Genomic DNA, 21,907 nt, shown 5'->3' on the forward strand with positions numbered 1-21,907 from the left:
TATACTTTTGTGCCCGAAGGCGGACAGGAGTATACGATGAGTCGATCCGGGCGACGGGCTGCGGATGTCGGGGACGACGACGGCCTCGAGGTGTCGTTCGCCACGCTCGACGACGGAGTCGGTCTGGTCGTCACGGACCTCGTCGAGCGCCACCGGTTCCGGCTGTTCACCGACGTCCCCGTCGCGCCGACGCCGGTCGACCCCGAGACCCACCGGTTCCCCGTCGACGCCGCGGTGGCCGTCGACGCGGCGTCGGTCGAACTCCCGACGGTCGTCTCGGTCTACGTCCGCGACGCCGGCGGGGAGATGCTGGCCGAGACCGAACACTTCGCCAGCGAGGAGTTTCCCGACGGACGCTACAGCCTCGAACTCTGCGGGCCGATCAAACTCTACCTCCGCGTCGACGCCCCGGTGACCGTCGAATCTGACCTGAGCCGGACCCGTATCGAGTTCGACGGAGAGACCACGGTTCGCGTGGGCGCCCGCTCCCACCACGAGGAGCCAGCGGCGACGATCACCACGACGGAGGATCCCGTCGACGTGATGGCCGCCGTCTCGGAGTTCGCCTCGGCGCTGAAGACCACCTCGCCCGAGCGGTCGTACCCGACGCTCCGCGGTCACCCGCCGTTGCTCGAACGCGGCGAGCGCCTCGCGGTACCCGACGGGATCACCACACCCGACACGGGCGTGCGCCTCGAACTGCCACCGGAGTATCGCTCTATCTACGTGGCCGCGCCGCTCTCGTACTACCTCGCCGCGGACGTCGTTCCGGCCGACCAGCCGCGACTGGTGACGGATCGGGGGTTCGAACACGACCTCGACACCGTCCGGGGATTCGAGACGGAGGTGGAACGCGTCCTCAAACAGACATTCTTCCTCGACTGTGTGACCCGAACCGAGGGGTTCTACGACGTCGACCTCCACGAACGTGCGGCCGTCGAGGACGACCTGGATATGGACTTCGAGTGGCTGTACGACCAGCCACTCGCGACCCAGGTGGAGCGGTATCTCTCGGTCCCCTTCGGGACCGTCGAGGACGAACTCCCGGAGTGGCGGCTCACGTCCCACGTCGCTCCGGACCCGGAGAACGTGGAGTTGCTCCCCTTCGTCACGAACGATCTGGCGGTGGTTCGGACGCCACGCACCCAACCGGAACCGAACTCCGAGGTACAGACGGCCGCGGCCGACGAGTTCTTCCGCGACTCGACGTTCACCCGGAGTGCGGCCGCCGAGGGGACGGCCCGGTCGTACGTGCAACCCGAGACCGCCGACTCGCTCGAACAGTCGTGGATCGGCGAGGGTGCGCCGATCGGCGCCAGCAAGGCCACGACGAGCGCCTTCTACAACCGCCTCGACCGATCGCCGGCGGACGGCGACATCGGCATAACGGTCGTCTGTAACGACCCGCGGATGGCCGACGAGCGAGACGTGGTCGGCGACGTGTACGACGGCCGGGACCAACTCCCATTCGACGTCCGGGTCCACCACGGCCTGTCGCGGGCGGAACTCCGCGAGGTGTTGTCGGTCGAGACGGACCTTCTCCACTACATCGGCCACATCGACCACGAGGGGTTCGACTGTACGGACGGCAAACTCGACGCGACGACGCTCGCCACTGCCGGGCCGGACGCCTTCCTGCTCAACGCCTGCCAGTCGTACGAACAGGGCGCGGCACTCATCGAGGCGGGTGCCATCGCCGGCGTCGTCACGCTGTCGGACGTCATCAACAGCGGTGCCGTCCGCATGGGTCGGCTGCTGGCGCGACTGTTCAACCGCGGGTTCACCGTCGGGAGCGCACTCGAAGTCGCCCGCGACGACTCGATCATCGGGGACCAGTACACGGTCATCGGCGACAGTAGTCTCTCGCTTGCACGGACCAACAGCGGTCCGCCGAACGTCTGTGCCGTCCACCGTCGTGGCGACGACGAGTACGAACTCGAGTGGGAGACCCATCCGTCGACCCGCGTCGGGATGGGGAGTCTGGTGATCCCGTTCCTCGACGACGAGAACGAGCAGTACCTCTGGTCGGGAGGGTCGAAGACCTTCGACCTGAACCGCGACGAGTTACGGCAGTTTCTCTCGCTGGAGACGGTGCCGGTGAAAATCGATGGATCGATCGTCTGGAGCGACGAGCTCGACTTCTCCGACCTCTAGGGGCCCGAGGTAGCCGCGCCGTTGCTCGCCACCACGGTGCCGGCCTGCGAGAGGAGAAGGAGCATCGTGAACAGGACGCCCATCATCCGCGGGTTCTCTTTCAGGTACGTTGCCACCGTGCCGCTGTCAGTTTCGGACATCGCATCCGGAGTGTCAGCCGACGAAAAAATATAATTTTTCGAGAATATCTGATAATTAATATAATCAATTAAATCAGTTGACCAATGACATAAACGGGCGACACGAACGGGTCGAGGGACGGAGAACGACGAACGGAGGACCGTCGCCCACGGCGGCGGGTGGCCGCGTCAGTCGTCCGGCTTCTCGTCGAGGTCGCGTGCGAGATCCCGGTAGACCGCCGTGAGGTCGCCGTCCTCGCCGAGGCGGTCGAGTTTGTCGTCGAGTTCCGCCCGCAGTTCGTCGATGTCGTCGAGGAGTCGGTGGTACTCCTCCGTTTCGACGGGGGCGGTCGGGTTCGTCTCGGACTCCAGAAGTGCCTTCTTCGAGGCCAGCGAGAAGAGTTGCCGGATCCCCTCGTCGTACTCGTTGCGGACGAGGAGGTTCGACACCGTCCGTTCGATGTCGTCTCTAGAGACCGGTTTGACCAAGTAGTCGTCGAACGCCATGTCGACGATTTCCGTCCCGGGTTCGACCGCCGTCACCATCGCCACCCGACAGTCGATGCTGCGGTCGCGGATGGCTTCGAGGACCTCCTCTCCGGAGAGGTCGTGCATCCGGCGGTCCAACAGGACGACGCTCACGTCCTCGTCGAGTTCGTCGAGGGCTTCACGCCCGTCGCCTGCCGTCCGAACGTGGTACGATTCGGCGAGCCACGTGGTGTAGAGTTCGGCCAAGTCGCGTTCGTCCTCGACGACGAGGACGGTGGGTGTCTCGTCGCTCATACGTTCTCCCGTGGGGGAGTCCAACGACTCACACGACGTACTGCACCGTCGACCTATATCAAAATACTCCTTGCGGCACCGCCGCACGCGACCGACACCGCAGTCACCGACCTACTCTTGGGGGCTGTAGTTGGGTGCCTCGTCGGTGATCATCACGTCGTGGGGGTGGCCCTCGGTCTGGCCGGCCGACGACACCCGGACGAACCGGGCGCGCTCCTTGAATTCGGGGATGCTGGGCGCGCCGACGTAGCCCATCCCCGACTTCATGCCGCCGACGAGTTGGTGGAGTTCGGAGGCCAGGGTCCCCTTGTAGGGCGTGGCCGCCTCGACGCCCTCGGGGACGAACCCCTCGTCGTCGTCCTCCTCTTTGAGGTAGCGGTCGCCGCCGCCCGAGCGCATGGCTCCCACCGACCCCATCCCGCGGTACTGCTTGTACTTCTTGCCGTTCATCGTGATGACTCGGCCGGGGGCCTCCTCGGTGCCCGCGAAGTACGACCCGAGCATCACCGCGTCGGCGCCGGCGGCGATGGCCTTGATCGCGTCGCCGGAGTAGCGGATGCCACCGTCGGCGATGACCGGCACGTCGTGGCGGCTGGCAACGTCGGCCACCTCGGAGACGGCGGTGATCTGGGGCATCCCCGCACCCGTGACGACGCGGGTGGTACAGATCGATCCCGGGCCGATGCCGACTTTGATCCCGTCCGCGAAGTCGACGACCGCCTCGGCCGCCTCCCGCGTGCCGACGTTGCCGACGACCACGTCGGCGTCGACCGACTCCCGAATCTCGCGTGCGCTGTCGATCACGTTGCGGTTGTGGGCGTGAGCACAGTCGATGAAGAGCACGTCCGCGCCGGCCTCGTCGGCGGCGTGGGCGCGGCCGTCCTCAAAGGGACCGACTGCGACGCCGATCCGGAGGGCTCCGGACTCGTCGCGGGCGGCGTTCTCGTGTTCGCGCCGCTGGAGGATCCCCTGCATCGTGACCAGACCGACGAGGCGGTCGTCGTCGTCGACGATCGGAACCCGTTCGATCTTGTGGTCGTACATGAGTTCGAGCGCGTCGCGGGCGGTCACACCCTCGCCGGCCGTGATGACCTCGTCGGTCATCGCCTTGCGCACCTCGTCGGACTCCCCCACTTCGAGGTACGGCCGGATGTCGGTCGCCGAGATGATTCCCAACACGACGTCGTCGTCGTCGACGACCGGTGCGCCGCTGATCCCCTCGTGCTCCATCATCTCGTCGACCTCGCGGACGGTCTGTCCCGGGCGGGCGGTCACCACGTCGTCCCGCCGGATCACCAGTTCGTCGGCCCGCTTCACACGCTCGATTTCGACAACCATCTCATCGACGTCCATGTTGCGGTGGAGCACGCCGATCCCGCCGTTGCGGGCCATCGCGATGCCCAGTTCGCTCTCGGTCACGGTGTCCATCGCCGCCGAGAGGACCGGAATGTTGAGGTCGACGGTCGTCGACACGCGGGTCGAGACGTCGGCCTCGTCGGGTTCGACGTGGCTCTCCATCGGGCGGAGGAGGACGTCGTCGAACGTGAGCGCCTCCGGTACTCGCAGTTTCGCCGAGAAAGGTTCGGAATCGGGAACGTCGTTCGCCATGTAATCCGTCGTCCGGCCGCTCCCAAAAACGTTCCGAGACGCTCTCTCCGGATCGTGTGATTCGTTTCGCACGGCCTCGCCCCGGAGCCCATCGTTCGAAACGTTCGGGGCCAGCACCCCGTGCTTCGGCTGGGCACGCCTGTGCGTCGCCCTCCCACGCAACGTTTAATGGCACAGTAGCCCACGGTTCGAGTATGGTTTCGAAGCGTTCCACCGCCACGCGTAGTGCCGCTCGGACGAGTTCCACCGTGGACTCCGGCATCTCCTTTACAGCGCTGGCGACAGTCAAACGCTTCGGACCCACCGACGTCACCGACCGCGCCGGCGGCAGGTCGAGGGCGTTACACCACCGGTCGGCCGATGGTCACGGCCGCTAGCGTGGTATGAGCGTCTCACAGCACCCGATCGCACTCCGCATAGAGCAGCGTGTCGGTGGCGCGACGAAGCTTCTCGCCACCGTGATGACTCTCCCGCTGATCGACGGCATCTTTCCGGCCTTGATCCTGGCGGGCGCGCTCACCGTCCCCTTCGGCATCCTCGAGACGGGACTGCTCATCTTCGGTGGCTCGGCCACCGTCGCCGTCGTCCTCGCCGAGATGGACGGCTCACCCCGCGAGCGGATGCGTACCATCGCGCTGATCTCCCTGGTCTTGCTCCCGGCGGCGGCCATCGAGGCGGCGCTCGCCCCCACGGTCCAGAGCGTCCTCGATATGGCAGTCTTTAGCCGCTTCGCTGGCCTGGTCATCCTGACCGTCGCCGCCAAGACGGCGAGCGCCCGCGTGGGCGAGTACCTCCCCCGACCGGCGGTCATCATCGGTCTGGGGCTCGTAGCCAGCCTGCAACCTGCCGGCGCGTCACTGTCGTTCGTCGCCGACCCAGGCCTCGTGGGCCGAGGGGTCGCCGCCGCCGCGACGGGCGTCGGTTTCGCCATGCTCGTCGCGGCGCTGGGGCCGGCCTTACAGGAGTCGGTCGACTTGGATCTCTTCCGGTTCGGGAGTGCCGTCGCCCTCGGGATGCTCGCGCTCTCCGTCCTCGGCCTCATGCCCACGGACGCCCCCGTCGCGCTCGGTGTCCTCTGTGTGACGGCGGTGTTCTCGTTCGACCCCAGCGGCGCGGTAGCCGACGAACGGCGTGAGGGTGCAGTATCCTCCGATCACGATACGGAGGCGGACCCAGGCGCTGCGGACGTTGCGGCGGCCGACGCCGAGACGAATGCAGACGCCGACGCCGATCCGGACGCCAACGACGAGGATCGAGCCTCGCCGTTCCCCATCGAAGAGGAGTCGCGCGCACCGTGGCTGTGAGGTGTCCTTTTCGACGCCATGTGGGGAGAGAGACACGTTCGCGGCAGTCACTCCGGGTTTTTATCGATGGGTCCCAAACCGTCGTGTATGACTGATCGAGTCCGTGCTCACGTCTACGTCTCCGGCCGTGTCCAGGGTGTTTACTACCGGGCGAACACCCGTGACGCGGCGCGTGCCCGATCGATCGACGGCTGGGTTCGAAACCTCGACGACGGCCGGGTCGAAGCCGTCTTCGAGGGTCGACGGGCGGACGTCGAGTCGATGGTGGAGTGGTGTCACACCGGGAGCCCCGCGGCCGACGTCCGCGACGTCGAGGTGGAGTACGAGTCCTCGGACGGCGAAACGGGCTTCGACATCCGGCGATGAAGCGACGGTCGCCGCGGAAGCGGTCCGTCCGATCTCTCCGCTCACACCCGTCTCGTCGCTCGCTTCCGGGAGATCCGACGCTTCGCGCGGCCCTCGGCGTGTTCGTCGGCGGCGTCGCCACCACGCCGAGTCACGCGGTGCGCGCACGACGGCGGGTATCGGGCGTACTTTTATTATGATTCGACGGCCCCTCCCACTGTATGAACGACTACTTGATCCTGCGCGAACTCGACGATCCGATCACTCGAGACGACTTGGACGCCGCGGCCGAGAAGTCGGGCGAGACGCTCGAAGCGCTCCGCTCGGAGGGCGTCGATATCCGCTGGGTCGACTCGGAGGTGATGACGAACGACGCCGGCGAGGTGACGGGGACGTTCTGTCACTACCAGGCCGAAAGCGAGGACGCAGTGCGCGAACACGCGGACCGTGCCGGCCTGCCGGCCACGCGGATCGACCGACAGGGCGAACCCCTCGCGGGCGAGGACTGAACGCGTTCCAGTTGCCGGTCCGACGCGGGCCGCCACAGCGACGGGGCCGTTCTCCGGTGCGAAAGGCATCCTTCAAGTCCCCCCACGACCAATCGACGACCGAATCATGCCCGAGTGCGTCGAATGCGGGGCGGACGTAACCCTGCACGAGGATCTGGAAGTCGGAGAAATCGTCGACTGTGGCACCTGCGGTGCCGAACTCGAGGTCGTCGACCTCGAGCCCGTAGAACTGGACTCCGCCCCGGAACTCGAAGAGGACTGGGGCGAGTAACGCCCGCCGTTACTCCTCGTTCCCGCCACACGCGGAGCTTCGGCCTCACTGGTCGATTTCGATAAAAACAACCCGCAGACGATCGGGGAACCGAACGTACCCCTACCCACAGCCCCCGAGCGCCTGCGTCTCGTTTCCTATCGGGGCACCGAACTGGTATATATTTTGTGTCAGACGTTGGACTGACGGCCGCGGTCCGATGCGGTGGTAAAGAGTTTTGCCGGGGTCCGGCGTACTCAGCCCCATGACCGAGTACACCGTCGAGTTCGTGGGCACCGGGGAGACGATCCAGGTGTCGGACAAACGGACCATCCTGCAGGCGTGTCTCGACGCCGGCATCGCACAGGAGTACTCCTGTCGAGTCGGGATGTGTCTGGCCTGCTCCGCCGAAATCGTCGAAGGATCGGTGACGCAACCGGCGGCACGTGCGTTGACGGACGACGAGGCCGAGTCGTACGCTCTGACCTGCATGGCTCGACCGGAGAGCGACCTCGTCCTCGACCGTGGGAAATACCCACCGAGCATCGAGGACGCCGCGGCCGGCGACGCGGCCGCCGCGGACGACGACTGAGGCCGATCGGTGTACCCGTTCGCCGGTGGGTCGCCGGCCAGTCTGGGCGAACACCGGTACTGACACACGACGAACCGTGTGAACCGCCGCGCTCAACCCCACTCGGGTTCAACCGACGCACATGGACGCCGACGAACTCCGCGAGACGGTCGTGGCCGACCACGCCGACGATCTGGATCTGCTCGGTTCGTCCGACTTGCTCATCGCGCTCTCGGGCGGTGACCCCCGTCCGAACGCGCTGTTGCGGGCGGCGGCGAACAGCGAGTACGCCGCCCGAGAGACGTTCCGGGCGTGGGCCGACGACGCGACCGACACGACCCTCGCCCGCACCTACGACGCCGTCGCCACACAGGAGGACGACCACTACCGCCGGGTGCGGACGGCGATAGACGGCGACACCGATCCCGATCCACCCGAGGGAGCCGGGCCGATGCACGCCTACCTCCGCTCCCGAAACGAGCCGATCCACCGCGTCGCCGGGGGGATGATCGGGCGGACGCTCGTCTCCCTCCGGACCCACGACCGGCTGATCGACTTCTTCGCCGACGATCCGGAGCGGGCGGCGCTCTTTGACGACCTGCGCGAGGAGACGGCCGACTGCCTCGACGACGGTCTAGCGATCCTCGACGCCCGTGCGACCGCCGACGACTGGGACGACGCCGCGGCCGTCGCGGGGTACACCGTCCGACTCGCCGCCGACGACCTCCGGGACGCGCTCTAGCACCGTCGTCTCGCCCGGTCCCCACTCAGGCCCGGGAGTCGCGGGTCCGCTCCGGCGGCCCAGTGGACTCTCCGGGCCCACCGGACGCCCCCAGTCCATCCGTCGACAGGAACGCGTGGGCGACGGCAGACAGCGAAAACAGGGCAGTGACGACGGTGAGCCATACCGCCGGCGGGAGCGCCGGGAACGGCGGGACACCGAACCAGACACCGAGAGTGGCGACGAGTGCTACGCTCGAGAGCGCGAGGTGGTAGCGCCACCACGGGACCGCTTCGTCGTCGTCGTCGAGGCCGAACCGCGCGTCGACCTCGTCGGCGGCGTCGGTCGGCACGACGCGTCCGGTGTCGGGATCGAACTCGGCCAGCCCCGTCCGATCGAGTTTCGGGAGGTGGGACTGTTGGAGCGCGGTGTAGACCCGCTTGCGCTCGGTTGCGGTCACCTCGTCGACGGGGTGGTCGTTCTCCCAGGCCGCAACCTGGTCGGCGAGCGACCCGATGGTGGTCTCGTCGTCACGGTCCAGTGCGTGGAGCGCATACCGCCGCCGCCGGTTGGACAGGACGTCGAACAGTTCCTGTGTGGTCGGGCCGTCCGTTCGCTCTACGGACGCCGCGGACTCCGCCGAGGTGCTTTTTCCCGTCCCGTTGCTCATCCGCAGTCAGTACGGTCGTCTCCGAGTAGGATATTAAACTTCGTGGCCCCGTTTCCACTCCGCCGGCGAACCACAAGACACGAGGCCTTCGACGGTCTCGACTACGTATGGGCAACTATCTCGTCGCCATGGAGGCGGCCTGGCTGGTTCGTGACGTGGACGACGTGGACGACGCCATCGGCGTCGCGGTCAGCGAGGCGGGCAAGCGCCTCAACGACCAGGACAAGGAGTACGTCGAGGTCGAAGTGGGAGTCACCCCCTGTCCGGCCTGTGGCGAGCCGTTCGATTCGGCGTTCATCGCGGCCGATACCGCACTGGTGGGCCTCCTCCTCGAAATCGAGGTGTTCAACGCCGACGGCGAGAACCACGCCACCCGCATCGCCAAAAGCGAGGTCGGCGGCGCGCTCCGGGACGTGCCGCTGTCGGTGATCGAGGTGCTCGAAACCGACGACGAGGAGGACTGACCCCGACCGCTACTCGTCGCGCGATTTCAGCCACTCGTCGAGCAGGTCGCGGATCGCAGCCGCCCGGTTCTCCCGGTGGTCCCTGAAGGCGATGTCGTCGACCTCCTCCAGCGTCTCCGCGTCCAGTTCCACCGTAACCGTCTCCATGTCCGCCAGTCCGTCTCCCTCGTCCATGGAGTAACACCCACGCGGGAGGCGTACAAATAGCTCCGTCAGACGACCGTCCGGCACGCGTGTGACTCCGAGGTCACGGGTGGTAATCGGACTTCGGCCCGCGGGACCCTGCGGCGGCGTCGAGGGCGTCGATCGTCGACGGCGTCCGGTTGCGGACGATGACGACGTCGTAGGTGTCGTCGGCCGCCACCGTGTCGCCGACGCTGCTCAGCGACGAGACGACGTGGCCGGCGTTCTCGCTCCCGACGAACACCATCGACGCGTCTGCCTCCTTGGCCATCCTGCGGATGCGACTGGCGATGGTCCCCGAGGTTGCGTGACGGCCGACGACCGCGTACCGGAACTCGGCGTTCGGCGCGTGGGCGGCGACCGACTCGTGGAGCGTCCCGACCGCCGCGTCGAGGTCGAACGGCGCGTCCCGGTCGATCCATCCGCGTTCGCGGGCGTACGACGCGTTGCCCTCGGGGATCACGCTGATTGCGATCACGCGTTCGTCCAGAACTCTCCCGAACTCGACCGCTCGAACGAGTGCGGTTTTGGCCAGTTCCGACCCGTCGAACGGAACGACGAAAGCCATACGTCCGCCTTCGATGCGCGTCGACCTAACTCCGGCGACCGTTCTCAGCTTCCGGGGAGGATGTCGCCGAGAGCGGCCCCGATGCTCATCGGGAGGAAGGCGACGACCACGTCACCGACCGCCAGCATCGGCGTCGTCCAGTCGACCCGTCCCCAGGCAGTGAGCATCACGACGGCCGCGATGGCCGAGACGCCGAAGACACCGATCAACCGCCGCGGGACGACGCCGAACACCGGGTTGGCGACGCGGACCTCCTGAATGTCGGCCACGTAGATGATGCCGACGACGAGGCTGACCGCGAACCCGAACGTCCCGAGGAGGAACGGCGGCCGCGAGGCCAGGAACGTTCCGACCTCCTGTGTCCCGCCCTCGACGGCCATCGGGATGCCGAACAGGATGCTTCCGAGGACCGCTTCCGAGAGGTCCGCCCGGTCGAACCCGTGGATCACGCGGCCGAACGCGCCCGCGTTTCCGGACGCCTCCATCGCGGTTCGCATCGTCTCGCGAACCTGTTCGCGGGCCGCCTCGCCTTCGACCAACGCCTCCAGTTCGTCGAGTTCGTCGAACAGGTCTCCCATGTCGCTCCGTCCGGCGTCGCTCATGCGCGCACGTCTCCCACGGGAGACATAAAGTGACCGACGGATCGAAGCGGTTTTGTCGACGGCCTCGTCCCGAACGGACGTGCCCCGACTCTCGGCCCACCACGTCGGCGTGACTGTGACCGACCTCGACCGAGCGGTCGCCTTCTACCGGGACGTCCTCGGCCTCGACGAACGCGACCGCTTCTCCGTCTCGGGTCCAGCGTTTTCAGACGCCGTCGACATCGACGGCGCGACCGGGCGGTTCGTCCACCTCGACGGCGACGGCGTCCGGATCGAACTCGTCGAGTACGACCCCGAGGGCCCCGACGCGACCGGCGGCGCGATCAACCGGCCCGGCGCGACACACGTCGCCTTCGCCGTCGACGACCTCGACGCCGTCCACGCCGACATCGATCCCGACGTCGAGACGCTGAGCGCTCCCCGGACGACCGAAAGCGGGACGCGGATCCTCTTCGTTCGCGACCCGGAGGGTAACCTCGTCGAACTACTCGAGACGTGACTCGCCGGTATGCAGCCACAAGACGTATGTCTCGGACGGGCCTAGGATCCGGGCCGAGGACGGCCTCTGCGATCATGCACGACACCACCAGCAGTCCACCGCCGTGGACGACTCCACGCGGGGTCGTCCCCGTCCAGCGACGGTCGATCCACGTCACGCGACCGGAGGCGGGACAGTGAGCGACCCCGATCCAGGGTCGTCGCCGGACGACGGCGGGGACGACGTCTCGGTGGTGCGGTTCGACGAGGAGAATCGGCGGCCGAGTGTCGTCGTCGCCGAGGTGCTGGAGACGATGCTCGACGACCTGAATCGGACGTTGTTCGACTACGTCGATCCGGACGCCATGGACGAACTCGTCGGGGGTCCGCGGCCCGCGACGTCAGTCACCGTCTCGTTCGAGGTCGACGGAACGGCCGTCACCGTCCACGGCGACGGCCGCGTGGTCGTCCGGTGGGCGTGAGCGTGACTCACTCCTTGGGGACCACCTTCCCGGCGAAGGTCTGTCGGTGGATCGTCCCCTCTCGGATCACGAACGTGTCGGTACAGAACTCGTAGTCGTTGTCCGGCGTCTCACCGTTCCAGACGATGTACGCGTACTCTCCCTCGATCGTCTTCCGCTCGAGTGTTATGTCCGTCCCGGCCTGCGAGAACTCCTCGTATAGACCGGCGAACAGTTCCTCGATCTCGTCGAGCCCTCGGAACACGCCCATGTTCGTGATGACGACGGAGTCGTCGGTGTAGTCCGCGAGCGTCTCGTCGAGGTCTTGGTCGGTGAACGCGTCGAGGTGGTGGTCAAGGACGTCTTCGGTCGTCATTGGTCCACGGACAGTTTCGTCTACATTGACATGAACGTTTCCCGAACGTTCAGAAGTACAGGATGGCCAACCCGAGGACTGCACCGAGGAGGATGATGGCCATCAGGTAGTTGAACAGTCCTTCGGGCGTCGTGGTCGATGGGAGATTCATACTCCGCCGTACACCACCATCATTCAAGATAGTACCGGATGGTGGAGTCGCTCCGATCGGCCGACAGAGCTAACTGACCGCCTCTCCCCTGCATGACCGAATGTCCGTCACGCGACGAGGAATCCTCGCGGCGCTCGCGCTCGCCCAGTCGAACCTCCTCGGAGGGTGTTTCGGCGGCTCGGACGACGGCTCGAACGCTACTCCGTCGAACGGTGGTGGTGGGTCGTCCGCCACGTCGACCGCGACCGCCGAGCCGACGACCGAGACGGCGACCGAAACGGCGACCGAGACAGCCACGCCGGTCGCGAACGCCGACCTCGCGGCGTCGACGACCGCCCTCCTCGACGAGTTCGAGTGGTACCGGACGGGATACGACCCGGCGATCCAGGAGTTCCGCCGGGTCGCCAACGGCGTCCTCGGGGTCGTCGACGACCTCTCCCCCTCCGAGGAACTGACGACCGACGCGGTCGACGAACTCGAAGCGGCGACGACCGCGGTCGCCGACTACGTGACCGAGAACCTCGTCGACCACGTCGCCGTCGATCCGGCGCTCCGAACCGGCGACAACGTGTACGTCCGCGACTTCCGCCGGGCAGTCCGGCGCGGCGACGTCGACGCACAGGACTCGGTGCTCGGTCAGACCCGCTCGTTCTACCGCCGGGTCACCACCAACGAGTACATCGGGAACGAACTCCCCAGACGCCCGGTGTACGACGCGCTCTACGACATGCTGGTCCCCGACGGTTCGAGCGATCGGATCGTCGCCCTCGCCAGCGCGGACGGCGAGTTCGTCACCTGGTCCCATCCCGACCGGACCGAGTCGAGTGCCGACGACGGCGTCGACCGCCACACTCACCAGTTCCCCAGTGGACACCGGGTGTTCACCCACGCCCACGCTCACTCCGCTCCCCATCCGGTTCGGGACCACACCAACGAACCGGAGACGGACAGCTTGTACGCCTACGACGACGGGAGCGTGGCGTTGCTCGAAGACACCGAACTGTGGCGCGAGCGGATGGACGACTACGAGCCGACCGTCATCGACGTCTTCGGCCCGGTCCGATCGGCCGATCGGTTGCTCGGCGTCTACTGCTTCGTCGCGCCGATCGGCGACGGTTTCGACGCGACGCCCCTGTACGTCGAGCGCTTCCCCTCCGCCGACGTTGCGGCCGCTGCCGTCGACGGAGGTCCCGAGAGGGACGGCACGACGACATTCGCCGGCCGCGAGTGGGACCTGGTGTTCTACGACCGCGACGGGGTGACCCTCTACGCCTACCGCGTCCGAGCGGGGGCGACGGTCGTCACCGCCGCACCCTCGCCGACCGCCTGGGAGCGCCGACCGAACTGGGCAGCCGGGCTCGGATCGACGTGGCTCGGCGTCCAGCCTGGCGGCTGACCGACCACGCCGACTGTACACTTTTATCCGGAGTGCCGTCGAACCCCGGCCATGGGAATCGACGAGGACGCACTCGATTATCACAGCCGCGACCCTCCCGGCAAGGTCGCCATCGAAACCACGAAATCCACCAGCACGCAGCGCGACCTGAGCCTGGCCTACTCCCCGGGCGTGGCCGCACCGTGTCGCGAAATCGCCGACGACCCGACCGACGCCTACACCTACACCGCGAAGGGCAACCTCGTAGGGATGGTGTCCAACGGCTCCGCGGTCCTGGGGCTGGGCGATATCGGCGCGCAGGCGTCGAAACCGGTCATCGAAGGGAAGGGAGTCCTCCTCAAGCGCTTTGCCGACATCGACGTCTTCGACTTCGAACTCGACACCGACGACGCCGACGCCATCGTCGAGGCAGTGTCGCTGACCGAACCTTCCTTCGGCGGCATCCACGTCGAGGACATCAAGGCCCCCGAGTGTTTCGCCATCGAGGAACGGCTTCGCGACCGGATGGACATCCCCGTCTACCACGACGACCAACACGGCACCGCCATCGTCTCGGGGGCGGCCCTGCTCAACGCGGTCGACATCCTCGACAAGGACCTCGAGGAGTTGGAGGTGGCCTTCGCCGGCGCGGGCGCGAGCGCCATTGCGACCGCCGAGTTCTACGTCTCGCTGGGCGTCCCCCGCGAGAACGTCACGATGGTCGACTCCGAGGGGGTCGTCACGACCGACCGCGACGTCAACGAGTACAAGGCGCGGTTCGCGAGCGACCGGCCGGCCGGTGATCTGGCCGACGCCATGGCGGGCGCGGACGTCTTCGTCGGTCTGGCCGTCGGAGACATCGTCGACCCCGAAATGGTGCGGTCGATGGCCGAGAACCCCATCGTGTTCGCGATGGCCAACCCGGACCCCGAGATCGGCTGCCACGAGGCCAAGGCGGCCCGCGACGACACCGTCATCGCCGCCACCGGCCGCTCCGACTTTCCGAATCAGGTGAACAACGTGCTCTGTTTCCCGTTCATCTTCCGGGGTGCGCTGGACGTTCGCGCCACCGAGATCAACGAGGAGATGAAAGTCGCCGCCGCCCGCGCCCTCGCGGACCTCGCTCGCGAGGACGTGCCCGACGCGGTTGCGAAGGCCTACGGCGACGATCCACTGCAGTACGGCCCGGAGTACCTGATCCCGAAGGCGCTCGATCCGCGCGTGCTGTTCGAAGTCGCGCCGGCCGTCGCGCGGGCGGCCGTCGAGAGCGGCGTCTCCCGGATCGACCTCGACCTCGACACGTACGTCGAGGACCTCGAAGCCCGCCTCGGCAAGGACCGCGAGATGATGCGGATCGTCCTCAACAAGGCCAAGACCGACCCCAAGCGGATCGCGCTGTCCGAGGGGACCAACGAGAAGACGATCCGCGCCGCCTCGCGGATGGTCGAGGAGGGGATCGCTCGCCCCGTCCTCCTGGGCGACCGATCGACGGTCGAGTCGACGGTCGCCGACCTCGGCCTCGACTTCGATCCCGAGGTCGTCGACCCCTCGGTCGACGCCCACGCGGACGCCTACGCCGACCGCCTGTACGAACTCCGCAAGCGAAAGGGGATCACGCGCCGCGAGGCGCGGGACCTCGTCCGATCGGACACCGACTACTTCGGCAGCGTGATGGTCGAGGTGGGTGACGCCGACGCGATGCTGACCGGACTCACTCACCACTACCCCTCCGCGCTGCGCCCGCCCCTACAGGTGATCGGTACGGCCGAGGACGCCGACTACGCGGCCGGCGTGTACATGCTCACCTTCCGCAATCGGGTGATCTTCGTCGCGGACACGACGGTGAATCAGGATCCCGGAGCCGACGAACTGGCCGAAATCGGTCGACACACGGGGGAGTTGGCCCGGCGGTTCAACGTCGAGCCCCGGGCGGCGTTCCTCTCCTATTCGAACTTCGGGAGCGTCGACAACGCGGGAACGCGCAAACCTCGGCAGGCCGCGGAAACCCTGCGTGAAGACCCCGCAGTCGACTTCCCGGTCGACGGCGAGATGCAAGCCGACACCGCGGTGGTCGAGGACATCCTCGAGGGTACGTACGACTTCGCGGAGTTGGAGGATCCGGCGAACGTGCTGATCTTCCCCAACCTCGAAGCCGGGAACATCGGATACAAACTCCTGCAACGACTCGGCGGGGCCGACGCCATCGGCCCGATGCTCGTCGGCATGGACAAGCCGGTCCACGTCCTCCAGCGGGGCGACGAGGTCGAGAACATCGTCAACCTGGCCGGCGTCGCCGTCGTCGACGCACAGGAACGCGACGGCTAATCGCCCGCGCCGATGTCGACGACGAGCACCGGAACGGTCGCGTTCTCGACGACGCGCTCCGTGACGCTCCCGAGGTGGGCGAGTCGGTCCCGACCGGTCCGGCCGTGGGTGCCCATCGTGATCACGTCGACCTTGGCGTCGTCGGCGTAGCCGAGGATCGTCTTGTAAGGGATCCCCTCTCGTACGTCGGTCACGACGTCGACGCCGGCCGTCTCGCACCGGTCGGCGACGGCGACGACGGCGTGCTCGCCCCGTTCGGTCAGGCGATCGATCAGGTCCTCGCGGTCCTCCTCGGCCGCGAGTTCGAACCGACGGTCGATCACGTACAGCGCGTGGATCGTCGCGTCGTGATTCCGCGCCATCTCGACGGCGTGGTCGAGCGTCCGGTCGACCCCGTCGCTCCCGTCCGTCGGAACGAGTATCGCGTCGTACATGCGCGTCAGTTCTCCCGCGGCCCACTTCAAACGGCCCCATTCCAGTGGGGGAGGCGATCCGTCGCCCCCGCCGAACGACTTTACTTCGGGACGACCGACGTGTGGCTATGAGCCGGATCGAGGTGCTACGGGAGGACGTCTCGCTCGACGCGCCGACGCTGATCGAAGGCTTACCGGGTGTCGGCCTCGTGGGGAAACTCGCGACGGACCACCTCTCCGAGGCTCTGGACATGTGTCACTACGCGAACGTCCACTGCGACGGGTTACCACCCGTCGCGATGTACGGCGGCGGCGACCCCGACCTGTCGACGCCGGTTCGACTGTACGCCGACACCGAACGGGACTTACTCGCCCTCCGAAGCGACGTCCCGGTCTCGCCGTCCGCCGCCATCGAGTTCGGCGGCTGCCTAGAGGGCTGGTACGACGAGGATCGCGTGACGCCCATCTATCTCAGCGGGATCGGCCGGGAGCGCGAGGAGGGAGCGGCGTCCGACCTGTTCGGCGTCGGGACCGGCGGGGCGAGCGACCGACTGGCCGACACCGGGATCGCCCCGCCTCCCGAGTCGGGACTGGTGTCGGGACCCACCGGTGCGCTGTTGAGTCGCGCGGTGCGGACGGGGACGACGGCGACGTGCCTGATCGTCGAGGCCAGTCCGCGGTTCCCGGATCCCGAGGCGTCCGCCCGTCTCATCGAGGACGGCGTCGCGCCGCTCACCGGTGTCGACGTTCCGGTGACGGATCTCCGCGAACACGCGGCGGAGATCAGACAGGCCAAACGACGGCTGGCGGAGCGGATGCAGGCGGCAGACGAGACGAGTTCGCAGGCCCGGCCGCTCGGCATGTATCAGTGACGACGTTCTGCAAGTCTTAAGCGACCCGAGGCGTTTCGTCCCACCATGCAAGAGGACGCGGCCGACGAGCGGAGCGGGGCCGAAGACGAGTCGACGGACGAGGAGCGAAGCCTCGCCGACCGTGTCGAGGAGTACGACGCCGACCTCGGCGAGGCCGTCGCGGACCTCGAAGCACAGATCGAGGACCTCGAAGCACAGGTCGACGAAACGGAGGCGCGTGCCGATGATCTCGAGTCTCGGTTGAAACGCAAGCAAGCCGACTTCCAGAACTACAAGAAACGCGCCGAGAAGCGCCAAGAGGAGATCGAGGAGCGAGCCACCGAGGACCTGGTCGCCCGGCTGGCGCCGGTGCGAAACGACCTCGTTCGTGCCCTCGACCAAGACGAGGACGTCGACATCCGCGACGGTGTCGAATCGACGCTCGACGCGTTCGACCGCGTCCTCGACGAAGAGGGTGTGACCGTCATCGATCCCGCACCCGGCGACGACGTCGATCCGGTCCGTCACCAGGTCATGATGCGCACGGAGAGCGACCACCCGGAGGGGACCATCGTCGACGTCTACCGCCCCGGCTACGAGATGGCGGGGACGGTCATCCAAGAGGCACAGGTCACCGTGAGCGACGGCGACTGATCGGGTGGGTTGCAGTTCTACATAAAACCCTCCGATTGTGTGTCGATGACACGATCGGAAATCGGGAGACGGGACCGAGGTGTTCGATCTCACCGTCTCGTCCCGTCTAGTAACCTTTAACCGATCTAAACCGGTAGTCACTGGCAAGATGGCGAGCAACAAGATTCTCGGAATCGACCTCGGGACCACGAACAGCGCCTTCGCGGTGATGGAGGGTAGCGACCCGGAGATCATCGTGAACGGCGAGGGCGACCGGACGACGCCGTCGGTCGTCGCCTTCAGCGACGACGAACGCCTCGTCGGGAAACCGGCGAAAAACCAGGCCGTCCAGAACCCCGAGCGCACGATCCAGTCGATCAAGCGGCACATGGGCGAGGAGGACTACGCCGTCGAGATCGACGACGAGGAGTTCACACCGGAGCAGATCTCGGCGATGATCCTCCAGAAGATCAAGCGCGACGCCGAGGAGTACCTCGGTGACGAGGTCGAGAAAGCAGTCATCACGGTGCCGGCGTACTTCAACGACCGGCAGCGACAGGCGACCAAGGACGCCGGCGAGATCGCCGGCTTCGAGGTCGAACGCATCGTCAACGAACCGACCGCGGCGTCGATGGCGTACGGCCTCGACGACGAGTCGGACCAGACGGTCCTCGTCTTCGACCTCGGGGGCGGCACGTTCGACGTGAGCGTCCTCGATCTGGGCGGTGGCGTCTACGAAGTCGTCGCCACGAACGGGGACAACGACCTCGGCGGCGACGACTGGGACCAAGCGATCATCGACCACCTCGCCGACGAGTTCGAGAGCGACCACGGTATCGACCTCCGCGAGGACCGCCAAGCGCTCCAGCGGTTGACCGAGGCCGCCGAGGAGGCCAAGGTGGAACTCTCCTCGCGCAAGGAGACGGACATCAACCTGCCCTTTATCACCGCGACCGACGACGGCCCGATCCACCTCGAAACCTCCATCACGCGGGCGAAGTTCGAGTCGCTGACGAGTGACCTGCTGGAGCGGACCGTCGGCCCGACGAAGCAGGCCCTCGAGGACGCGGGCTACGACACGAGCGACATCGACGAGGTGATCCTCGTCGGCGGGTCGACCCGGATGCCCCAAGTGCAGGAGAAAGTCGAGGAACTCGTCGGCCAGGAGCCCAAGAAGAACGTCAACCCGGACGAGGCGGTCGGGCTGGGTGCGGCGATCCAGGGCGGGGTCCTCGGCGGCGAGGTCGACGACATCGTCCTGCTCGACGTGACGCCCCTCTCGCTGGGCATCGAGGTCAAGGGCGGCCTGTTCGAGCGACTGATCGAGAAGAACACCACGATTCCCACCGAGGAGTCGAAGATCTTCACGACCGCCGCGGACAACCAGACGATGGTGCAGGTGCGGGTGTTCCAGGGCGAACGCGAGATCGCCGAGGAGAACGAACTGCTCGGCGAGTTCCAGTTGACGGGCATCCCGCCCGCACCCGCCGGTACACCCCAGATCGAGGTCGGCTTCGAGATCGACGAGAACGGCATCGTCAACGTCGAGGCCGAGGACAAGGGCTCGGGCAACGCCGAATCCATCACCATCGAAGGCGGTGCCGGCCTCTCCGACGAGGAGATCGAGCAGATGCAGGAGGAAGCCGAGGAACACGCCGAGGAAGACCAGCAGCGCCGCGAGCGGATCGAGGCGCGCAACGAGGCCGAGAGCGCGGTCCAGCGGGCCGAGACGCTCCTCGAGGAGAACGAGGAGGAGGTCGACGACGATCTCCGGGAGTCCATCGAGGACGCCATCGCCGACGTCGAGGAGACCCTCGACGACGAGGACGCCGACACCGAGGAGATCGAGTCGGTTACGGAAGCGCTGTCGACCGAACTCCAGGAGATCGGCAAGCAGATGTACCAAGAGCAGGCCCAGCAAGCACAGGCCGGTGCCGGCGGTGCCGGCGCGGGTGCGGCGGGCGCCGGCCCCGGCGGCATGGGCGGCGACGAACCGGGTGCGGGCGACGGCGACGAGTACGTCGACGCCGACTTCGAAGAGAAAGACGACGAAGACGACGCCTGATCGTCGGCGAGCCACGTTTTTCAAATAGGTAGGACCGGTAACTCACACCAACTGATGACAGAGGATTTCTACGACGTGCTCGGGGTGTCTCGGGACGCCTCCGAAGACGAGATCAAACAGGCGTACCGAAAGAAGGCCTCGGAGTACCATCCGGACGTGAGCGACGACCCGGACGCCGAGGAGAAGTTCAAGAAGGCAAAGAAGGCAAAGGAGGTGCTCACCGACGAGGAGAAACGGCAGGCGTACGACCAAATTGGCCACGAGCGCTTCGAACAGGCCGAGAAGCGCGGGGGCTTCGACGGCGGTGGCGGGGGCGCTGGCGGCGGCGCTCGCGGCAACCCCTTCGGCGGCGGTGGCGGCGGTGCCGGCGGCTTCGAGGACATCTTCGAGCAGTTCTTCGGCGGTGGCGGCGGCCGCGGTGGCAGCGACCGCCCCCGACAGGGCCAGGACCTGCGCACGTCGCTCCGTCTCGACTTGGAGGAGGCCTACGAGGGCGTCGAACGCGAGTTCACCGTCACCCGTCCGACGCGGTGTTCGGACTGCGACGGCGAGGGGCATCCGCCCGGCGCCGACGCGGAGACGTGTCCGAACTGCGACGGAAGCGGACAGGTGACACAGGTCCAGCAGACGCCGTTCGGTCGGATGCAACAGACCGGGACCTGCCGCCGGTGTGACGGCGCGGGAACCCTCTACAGCGAGACGTGTTCGACCTGTGGCGGCGAGGGCCAGGTCCGCGAGGAATCCACCCTCTCGGTCGACATCCCGGCGGGGATCCGCGACGGTCAGACCCTCCGGATGGAGGGCGAGGGTGCCCCCGGGCAGAACCGCGGCCCCAACGGCGACCTCCTGATCGAGGTGTCGGTCGCGGACCACCCCGACTTCGACCGCGACGGCGACGACCTCCACTACCAGCATCCCATCTCCTTCCCGCAGGCCACGTTCGGCGACACCGTCGAGGTGCCGACGCTCGACGGCACCGTCGAGATGGACGTCCCTTCGGGCACCCAGAGCGGCGAGACGTTCCGGCTCAAGGGCAAGGGGATGCCGCGTCTGCGACGCCGGGGACAGGGCGACCTCTACGTGCAGGTGCAGGTCGTCACCCCGGAGGACATGAACGCCGAACAGCGCGAGGCGCTGGAACGCTTCGCCGAGGCCGGCGGCGAGGAGGTCGACGTGAAAGAGGGCTTCTTCGAGCGGATCAAGAGCAGCTTTTGACGACCCTCGCCGACCTCGTCGGGCGCGACCGACGGAGCGACAGACCGGCGCTTCGGATCGTCGACCGGGACCGAACCCACACCTACCACGACTTCTGCACGACGGCGTGGAAGGCGGCCCACGCGCTCCGACACCTCGGCGTCCACGAGGGATCGCGGGTCGCGCTCTCCCCCGATCCGGCCCCGCAGGTCCTCTCGACCTTGTTCGGTGCCGCGTCGCTCGGCGCTCAACTGACCTTCGACGTGGCCGCCGAGAGCCGCGTGGTGGTCGTCCCCGTCGACCGCGAGAGTGAGGTCGACGACGGCCGATCGGTCGTCGTCTACGGCGGGGCACCCGCGGCGGCGACGACGACCCACTGGGAGGAGGTAGTCTGGAGCGAGAACCCCGCAATGTGGCCGACGACGCCGTCGCCGTCCGATCCGGTCCTCGACGCCGACGGTCGGTCGTTCACGCACGGCGACCTGTACGCCGGGGCGGGGACGGTCGTCGCCGACGCGGGACTCGACGACGAGATGAGCGTCGCACTCCGGGCGTCGCTCGCGGATCCGCAGGCGGTCGTCGCGGGCGTGATCGCGCCGCTCCTGGCCGGCGGCACCGTCGTCGTCCCCGGCGGGGCCGAGGGGGGCGTGGCCGACGTAGCGGCCGGCGACGGTGCGGTTCCGGAGCGGCGGCGGATCGGTCTCGACGCCGTCTCGTGGTAGCCTCCAGCAAATC

26 protein-coding genes are annotated in these 21,907 nt (G+C 67.3%); 17 read left to right on the forward strand and 9 right to left on the reverse strand.

Features of this window, described 5'->3' with window-relative positions; all coding sequences use genetic code 11:
* Window positions 1-36 precede the first annotated feature (36 nt).
* A complete protein-coding gene (locus NBT81_RS09765) occupies window positions 37-2,154 on the forward strand; it encodes a hypothetical protein (RefSeq protein WP_338738001.1) in 2,118 nt (705 codons plus the stop codon).
* Here NBT81_RS09765 and NBT81_RS09770 read toward each other — a convergent pair.
* The 3 genes from NBT81_RS09770 to guaB all read right to left on the reverse strand — a co-directional run bounded on the left by NBT81_RS09770 (window position 2,151) and on the right by guaB (window position 4,664).
* On the reverse strand, window positions 2,151-2,294 hold the full coding sequence (locus NBT81_RS09770; RefSeq protein WP_338738004.1) for a DUF7503 family protein: 144 nt from the start codon (window positions 2,292-2,294) through the stop codon (window positions 2,151-2,153). The two genes, NBT81_RS09765 and NBT81_RS09770, sit on opposite strands and share 4 nt — an antisense overlap.
* A 168-nt stretch (window positions 2,295-2,462) precedes the next feature.
* Window positions 2,463-3,056, reverse strand: coding sequence for a response regulator transcription factor (locus NBT81_RS09775; RefSeq protein ID WP_338738006.1), 594 nt, complete (start codon window positions 3,054-3,056; stop codon window positions 2,463-2,465).
* A gap of 111 nt (window positions 3,057-3,167) precedes the next feature.
* The gene (guaB, locus tag NBT81_RS09780) at window positions 3,168-4,664 is read right to left on the reverse strand and encodes an IMP dehydrogenase (RefSeq protein WP_338738008.1); all 1,497 of its coding nucleotides are present in this window, start codon (window positions 4,662-4,664) and stop codon (window positions 3,168-3,170) included.
* Between the two features lie 383 nt (window positions 4,665-5,047).
* On the opposite strand from guaB, the gene NBT81_RS09785 reads away from it, so the two are divergent.
* From NBT81_RS09785 to NBT81_RS09810, 6 genes are all read left to right on the forward strand, one after another.
* Complete coding sequence (locus NBT81_RS09785; RefSeq protein WP_338738010.1) at window positions 5,048-5,968, forward strand: DUF5794 domain-containing protein; 921 nt, start codon at window positions 5,048-5,050, stop codon at window positions 5,966-5,968.
* Window positions 5,969-6,055: 87 nt separating this feature from the next.
* On the forward strand, window positions 6,056-6,334 hold the full coding sequence (locus tag NBT81_RS09790) for an acylphosphatase (protein WP_338738012.1): 279 nt from the start codon (window positions 6,056-6,058) through the stop codon (window positions 6,332-6,334).
* 200 nt (window positions 6,335-6,534) lie between these two features.
* On the forward strand, window positions 6,535-6,822 hold the full coding sequence (locus tag NBT81_RS09795) for a DUF4242 domain-containing protein (RefSeq protein ID WP_338738013.1): 288 nt from the start codon (window positions 6,535-6,537) through the stop codon (window positions 6,820-6,822).
* A gap of 106 nt (window positions 6,823-6,928) precedes the next feature.
* Entirely contained in the window at window positions 6,929-7,093 is a 165-nt protein-coding gene (gene lysW / locus NBT81_RS09800) for a lysine biosynthesis protein LysW (RefSeq protein WP_338738015.1), read from the forward strand.
* A gap of 244 nt (window positions 7,094-7,337) precedes the next feature.
* Window positions 7,338-7,664: a 2Fe-2S iron-sulfur cluster-binding protein gene (locus tag NBT81_RS09805; protein ID WP_338738017.1), complete on the forward strand. Its 327-nt coding sequence runs from the start codon at window positions 7,338-7,340 to the stop codon at window positions 7,662-7,664.
* Window positions 7,665-7,785: 121 nt separating this feature from the next.
* On the forward strand, window positions 7,786-8,385 hold the full coding sequence (locus NBT81_RS09810) for a rubrerythrin family protein (protein ID WP_338738019.1): 600 nt from the start codon (window positions 7,786-7,788) through the stop codon (window positions 8,383-8,385).
* 25 nt (window positions 8,386-8,410) lie between these two features.
* Here the strand turns inward: NBT81_RS09810 and NBT81_RS09815 are convergent, their stop codons facing one another.
* Window positions 8,411-9,034, reverse strand: coding sequence for a DUF7344 domain-containing protein (locus NBT81_RS09815; RefSeq protein WP_338738020.1), 624 nt, complete (start codon window positions 9,032-9,034; stop codon window positions 8,411-8,413).
* A 107-nt stretch (window positions 9,035-9,141) separates the two neighbouring features.
* On the opposite strand from NBT81_RS09815, the gene NBT81_RS09820 reads away from it, so the two are divergent.
* The gene (locus NBT81_RS09820) at window positions 9,142-9,498 is read left to right on the forward strand and encodes a DUF555 domain-containing protein (protein ID WP_338738022.1); all 357 of its coding nucleotides are present in this window, start codon (window positions 9,142-9,144) and stop codon (window positions 9,496-9,498) included.
* Between the two features lie 9 nt (window positions 9,499-9,507).
* Here the strand turns inward: NBT81_RS09820 and NBT81_RS09825 are convergent, their stop codons facing one another.
* The 3 genes from NBT81_RS09825 to NBT81_RS09835 all read right to left on the reverse strand — a co-directional run bounded on the left by NBT81_RS09825 (window position 9,508) and on the right by NBT81_RS09835 (window position 10,851).
* On the reverse strand, window positions 9,508-9,672 hold the full coding sequence (locus NBT81_RS09825; protein WP_338738024.1) for a ribbon-helix-helix protein, CopG family: 165 nt from the start codon (window positions 9,670-9,672) through the stop codon (window positions 9,508-9,510).
* A 73-nt stretch (window positions 9,673-9,745) separates the two neighbouring features.
* Complete coding sequence (locus tag NBT81_RS09830; protein WP_338738026.1) at window positions 9,746-10,249, reverse strand: universal stress protein; 504 nt, start codon at window positions 10,247-10,249, stop codon at window positions 9,746-9,748.
* Between the two features lie 44 nt (window positions 10,250-10,293).
* Window positions 10,294-10,851: a DUF2391 family protein gene (locus NBT81_RS09835; protein ID WP_338738028.1), complete on the reverse strand. Its 558-nt coding sequence runs from the start codon at window positions 10,849-10,851 to the stop codon at window positions 10,294-10,296.
* Between the two features lie 79 nt (window positions 10,852-10,930).
* Here NBT81_RS09835 and NBT81_RS09840 point away from each other — a divergent pair, with 79 nt between their 5' ends.
* On the forward strand, window positions 10,931-11,350 hold the full coding sequence (locus NBT81_RS09840; RefSeq protein ID WP_338738030.1) for a VOC family protein: 420 nt from the start codon (window positions 10,931-10,933) through the stop codon (window positions 11,348-11,350).
* Between the two features lie 175 nt (window positions 11,351-11,525).
* On the forward strand, window positions 11,526-11,810 hold the full coding sequence (locus NBT81_RS09845) for a HalOD1 output domain-containing protein (protein ID WP_338738032.1): 285 nt from the start codon (window positions 11,526-11,528) through the stop codon (window positions 11,808-11,810).
* A 7-nt stretch (window positions 11,811-11,817) separates the two neighbouring features.
* Here NBT81_RS09845 and NBT81_RS09850 read toward each other — a convergent pair whose 3' ends face one another.
* A complete protein-coding gene (locus NBT81_RS09850) occupies window positions 11,818-12,165 on the reverse strand; it encodes a nuclear transport factor 2 family protein (RefSeq protein ID WP_338738033.1) in 348 nt (115 codons plus the stop codon).
* 251 nt (window positions 12,166-12,416) lie between these two features.
* Here NBT81_RS09850 and NBT81_RS09855 point away from each other — a divergent pair, with 251 nt between their 5' ends.
* Window positions 12,417-13,712: a hypothetical protein gene (locus tag NBT81_RS09855; RefSeq protein ID WP_338738035.1), complete on the forward strand. Its 1,296-nt coding sequence runs from the start codon at window positions 12,417-12,419 to the stop codon at window positions 13,710-13,712.
* Window positions 13,713-13,763: 51 nt separating this feature from the next.
* Window positions 13,764-16,016, forward strand: a complete 2,253-nt coding sequence (locus NBT81_RS09860; RefSeq protein ID WP_338738037.1) for an NADP-dependent malic enzyme — start codon at window positions 13,764-13,766, stop codon at window positions 16,014-16,016.
* On the opposite strand, the gene NBT81_RS09865 is transcribed toward NBT81_RS09860, so the two are convergent.
* The gene (locus NBT81_RS09865; protein WP_338738039.1) at window positions 16,013-16,450 is read right to left on the reverse strand and encodes a universal stress protein; all 438 of its coding nucleotides are present in this window, start codon (window positions 16,448-16,450) and stop codon (window positions 16,013-16,015) included. The two genes, NBT81_RS09860 and NBT81_RS09865, sit on opposite strands and share 4 nt — an antisense overlap.
* Before the next feature lie 107 nt (window positions 16,451-16,557).
* Between NBT81_RS09865 and NBT81_RS09870 the strand changes: the two genes are divergently transcribed.
* From NBT81_RS09870 to NBT81_RS09890, 5 genes are all read left to right on the forward strand, one after another.
* Window positions 16,558-17,301 carry a proteasome assembly chaperone family protein gene (locus NBT81_RS09870; protein ID WP_338738041.1) on the forward strand — a complete coding sequence of 248 codons (744 nt, stop codon included), beginning with the start codon at window positions 16,558-16,560 and terminating at the stop codon, window positions 17,299-17,301.
* 45 nt (window positions 17,302-17,346) lie between these two features.
* Window positions 17,347-17,934 carry a nucleotide exchange factor GrpE gene (grpE, locus tag NBT81_RS09875; protein WP_425498633.1) on the forward strand — a complete coding sequence of 196 codons (588 nt, stop codon included), beginning with the start codon at window positions 17,347-17,349 and terminating at the stop codon, window positions 17,932-17,934.
* 148 nt (window positions 17,935-18,082) lie between these two features.
* Complete coding sequence (gene dnaK / locus NBT81_RS09880) at window positions 18,083-19,978, forward strand: molecular chaperone DnaK (RefSeq protein ID WP_338738043.1); 1,896 nt, start codon at window positions 18,083-18,085, stop codon at window positions 19,976-19,978.
* Window positions 19,979-20,032: 54 nt separating this feature from the next.
* A complete protein-coding gene (dnaJ, locus tag NBT81_RS09885; protein WP_338738045.1) occupies window positions 20,033-21,193 on the forward strand; it encodes a molecular chaperone DnaJ in 1,161 nt (386 codons plus the stop codon).
* On the forward strand, window positions 21,190-21,894 hold the full coding sequence (locus NBT81_RS09890; protein WP_338738047.1) for an AMP-binding protein: 705 nt from the start codon (window positions 21,190-21,192) through the stop codon (window positions 21,892-21,894). The genes dnaJ and NBT81_RS09890 overlap by 4 nt, the downstream gene beginning before the upstream one ends.
* Window positions 21,895-21,907: the final 13 nt, after the last annotated feature.

This window comes from Haloplanus sp. CK5-1, assembly GCF_037201915.1.
In the GTDB taxonomy this organism is placed as follows: Archaea; Halobacteriota; Halobacteria; order Halobacteriales; family Haloferacaceae; genus Haloplanus; species Haloplanus salilacus.

Bases quoted from the DNA above. Each gene is read 5' to 3' on its own strand.
- NBT81_RS09765 (WP_338738001.1), top strand. From the start codon at position 37: ATGAGTCGATCCGGGCGACGGGCTGCGGATGTCGGGGACGACGACGGC.
- NBT81_RS09770 (WP_338738004.1), bottom strand. From the start codon at position 2,294: ATGTCCGAAACTGACAGCGGCACGGTGGCAACGTACCTGAAAGAGAAC.
- NBT81_RS09775 (WP_338738006.1), bottom strand. From the start codon at position 3,056: ATGAGCGACGAGACACCCACCGTCCTCGTCGTCGAGGACGAACGCGAC.
- guaB (WP_338738008.1), bottom strand. From the start codon at position 4,664: ATGGCGAACGACGTTCCCGATTCCGAACCTTTCTCGGCGAAACTGCGA.
- NBT81_RS09785 (WP_338738010.1), top strand. From the start codon at position 5,048: ATGAGCGTCTCACAGCACCCGATCGCACTCCGCATAGAGCAGCGTGTC.
- NBT81_RS09790 (WP_338738012.1), top strand. From the start codon at position 6,056: ATGACTGATCGAGTCCGTGCTCACGTCTACGTCTCCGGCCGTGTCCAG.
- NBT81_RS09795 (WP_338738013.1), top strand. From the start codon at position 6,535: ATGAACGACTACTTGATCCTGCGCGAACTCGACGATCCGATCACTCGA.
- lysW (WP_338738015.1), top strand. From the start codon at position 6,929: ATGCCCGAGTGCGTCGAATGCGGGGCGGACGTAACCCTGCACGAGGAT.
- NBT81_RS09805 (WP_338738017.1), top strand. From the start codon at position 7,338: ATGACCGAGTACACCGTCGAGTTCGTGGGCACCGGGGAGACGATCCAG.
- NBT81_RS09810 (WP_338738019.1), top strand. From the start codon at position 7,786: ATGGACGCCGACGAACTCCGCGAGACGGTCGTGGCCGACCACGCCGAC.
- NBT81_RS09815 (WP_338738020.1), bottom strand. From the start codon at position 9,034: ATGAGCAACGGGACGGGAAAAAGCACCTCGGCGGAGTCCGCGGCGTCC.
- NBT81_RS09820 (WP_338738022.1), top strand. From the start codon at position 9,142: ATGGGCAACTATCTCGTCGCCATGGAGGCGGCCTGGCTGGTTCGTGAC.
- NBT81_RS09825 (WP_338738024.1), bottom strand. From the start codon at position 9,672: ATGGACGAGGGAGACGGACTGGCGGACATGGAGACGGTTACGGTGGAA.
- NBT81_RS09830 (WP_338738026.1), bottom strand. From the start codon at position 10,249: ATGGCTTTCGTCGTTCCGTTCGACGGGTCGGAACTGGCCAAAACCGCA.
- NBT81_RS09835 (WP_338738028.1), bottom strand. From the start codon at position 10,851: ATGAGCGACGCCGGACGGAGCGACATGGGAGACCTGTTCGACGAACTC.
- NBT81_RS09850 (WP_338738033.1), bottom strand. From the start codon at position 12,165: ATGACGACCGAAGACGTCCTTGACCACCACCTCGACGCGTTCACCGAC.
- NBT81_RS09855 (WP_338738035.1), top strand. From the start codon at position 12,417: ATGTCCGTCACGCGACGAGGAATCCTCGCGGCGCTCGCGCTCGCCCAG.
- NBT81_RS09860 (WP_338738037.1), top strand. From the start codon at position 13,764: ATGGGAATCGACGAGGACGCACTCGATTATCACAGCCGCGACCCTCCC.
- NBT81_RS09865 (WP_338738039.1), bottom strand. From the start codon at position 16,450: ATGTACGACGCGATACTCGTTCCGACGGACGGGAGCGACGGGGTCGAC.
- NBT81_RS09870 (WP_338738041.1), top strand. From the start codon at position 16,558: ATGAGCCGGATCGAGGTGCTACGGGAGGACGTCTCGCTCGACGCGCCG.
- grpE (WP_425498633.1), top strand. From the start codon at position 17,347: ATGCAAGAGGACGCGGCCGACGAGCGGAGCGGGGCCGAAGACGAGTCG.
- dnaK (WP_338738043.1), top strand. From the start codon at position 18,083: ATGGCGAGCAACAAGATTCTCGGAATCGACCTCGGGACCACGAACAGC.
- dnaJ (WP_338738045.1), top strand. From the start codon at position 20,033: ATGACAGAGGATTTCTACGACGTGCTCGGGGTGTCTCGGGACGCCTCC.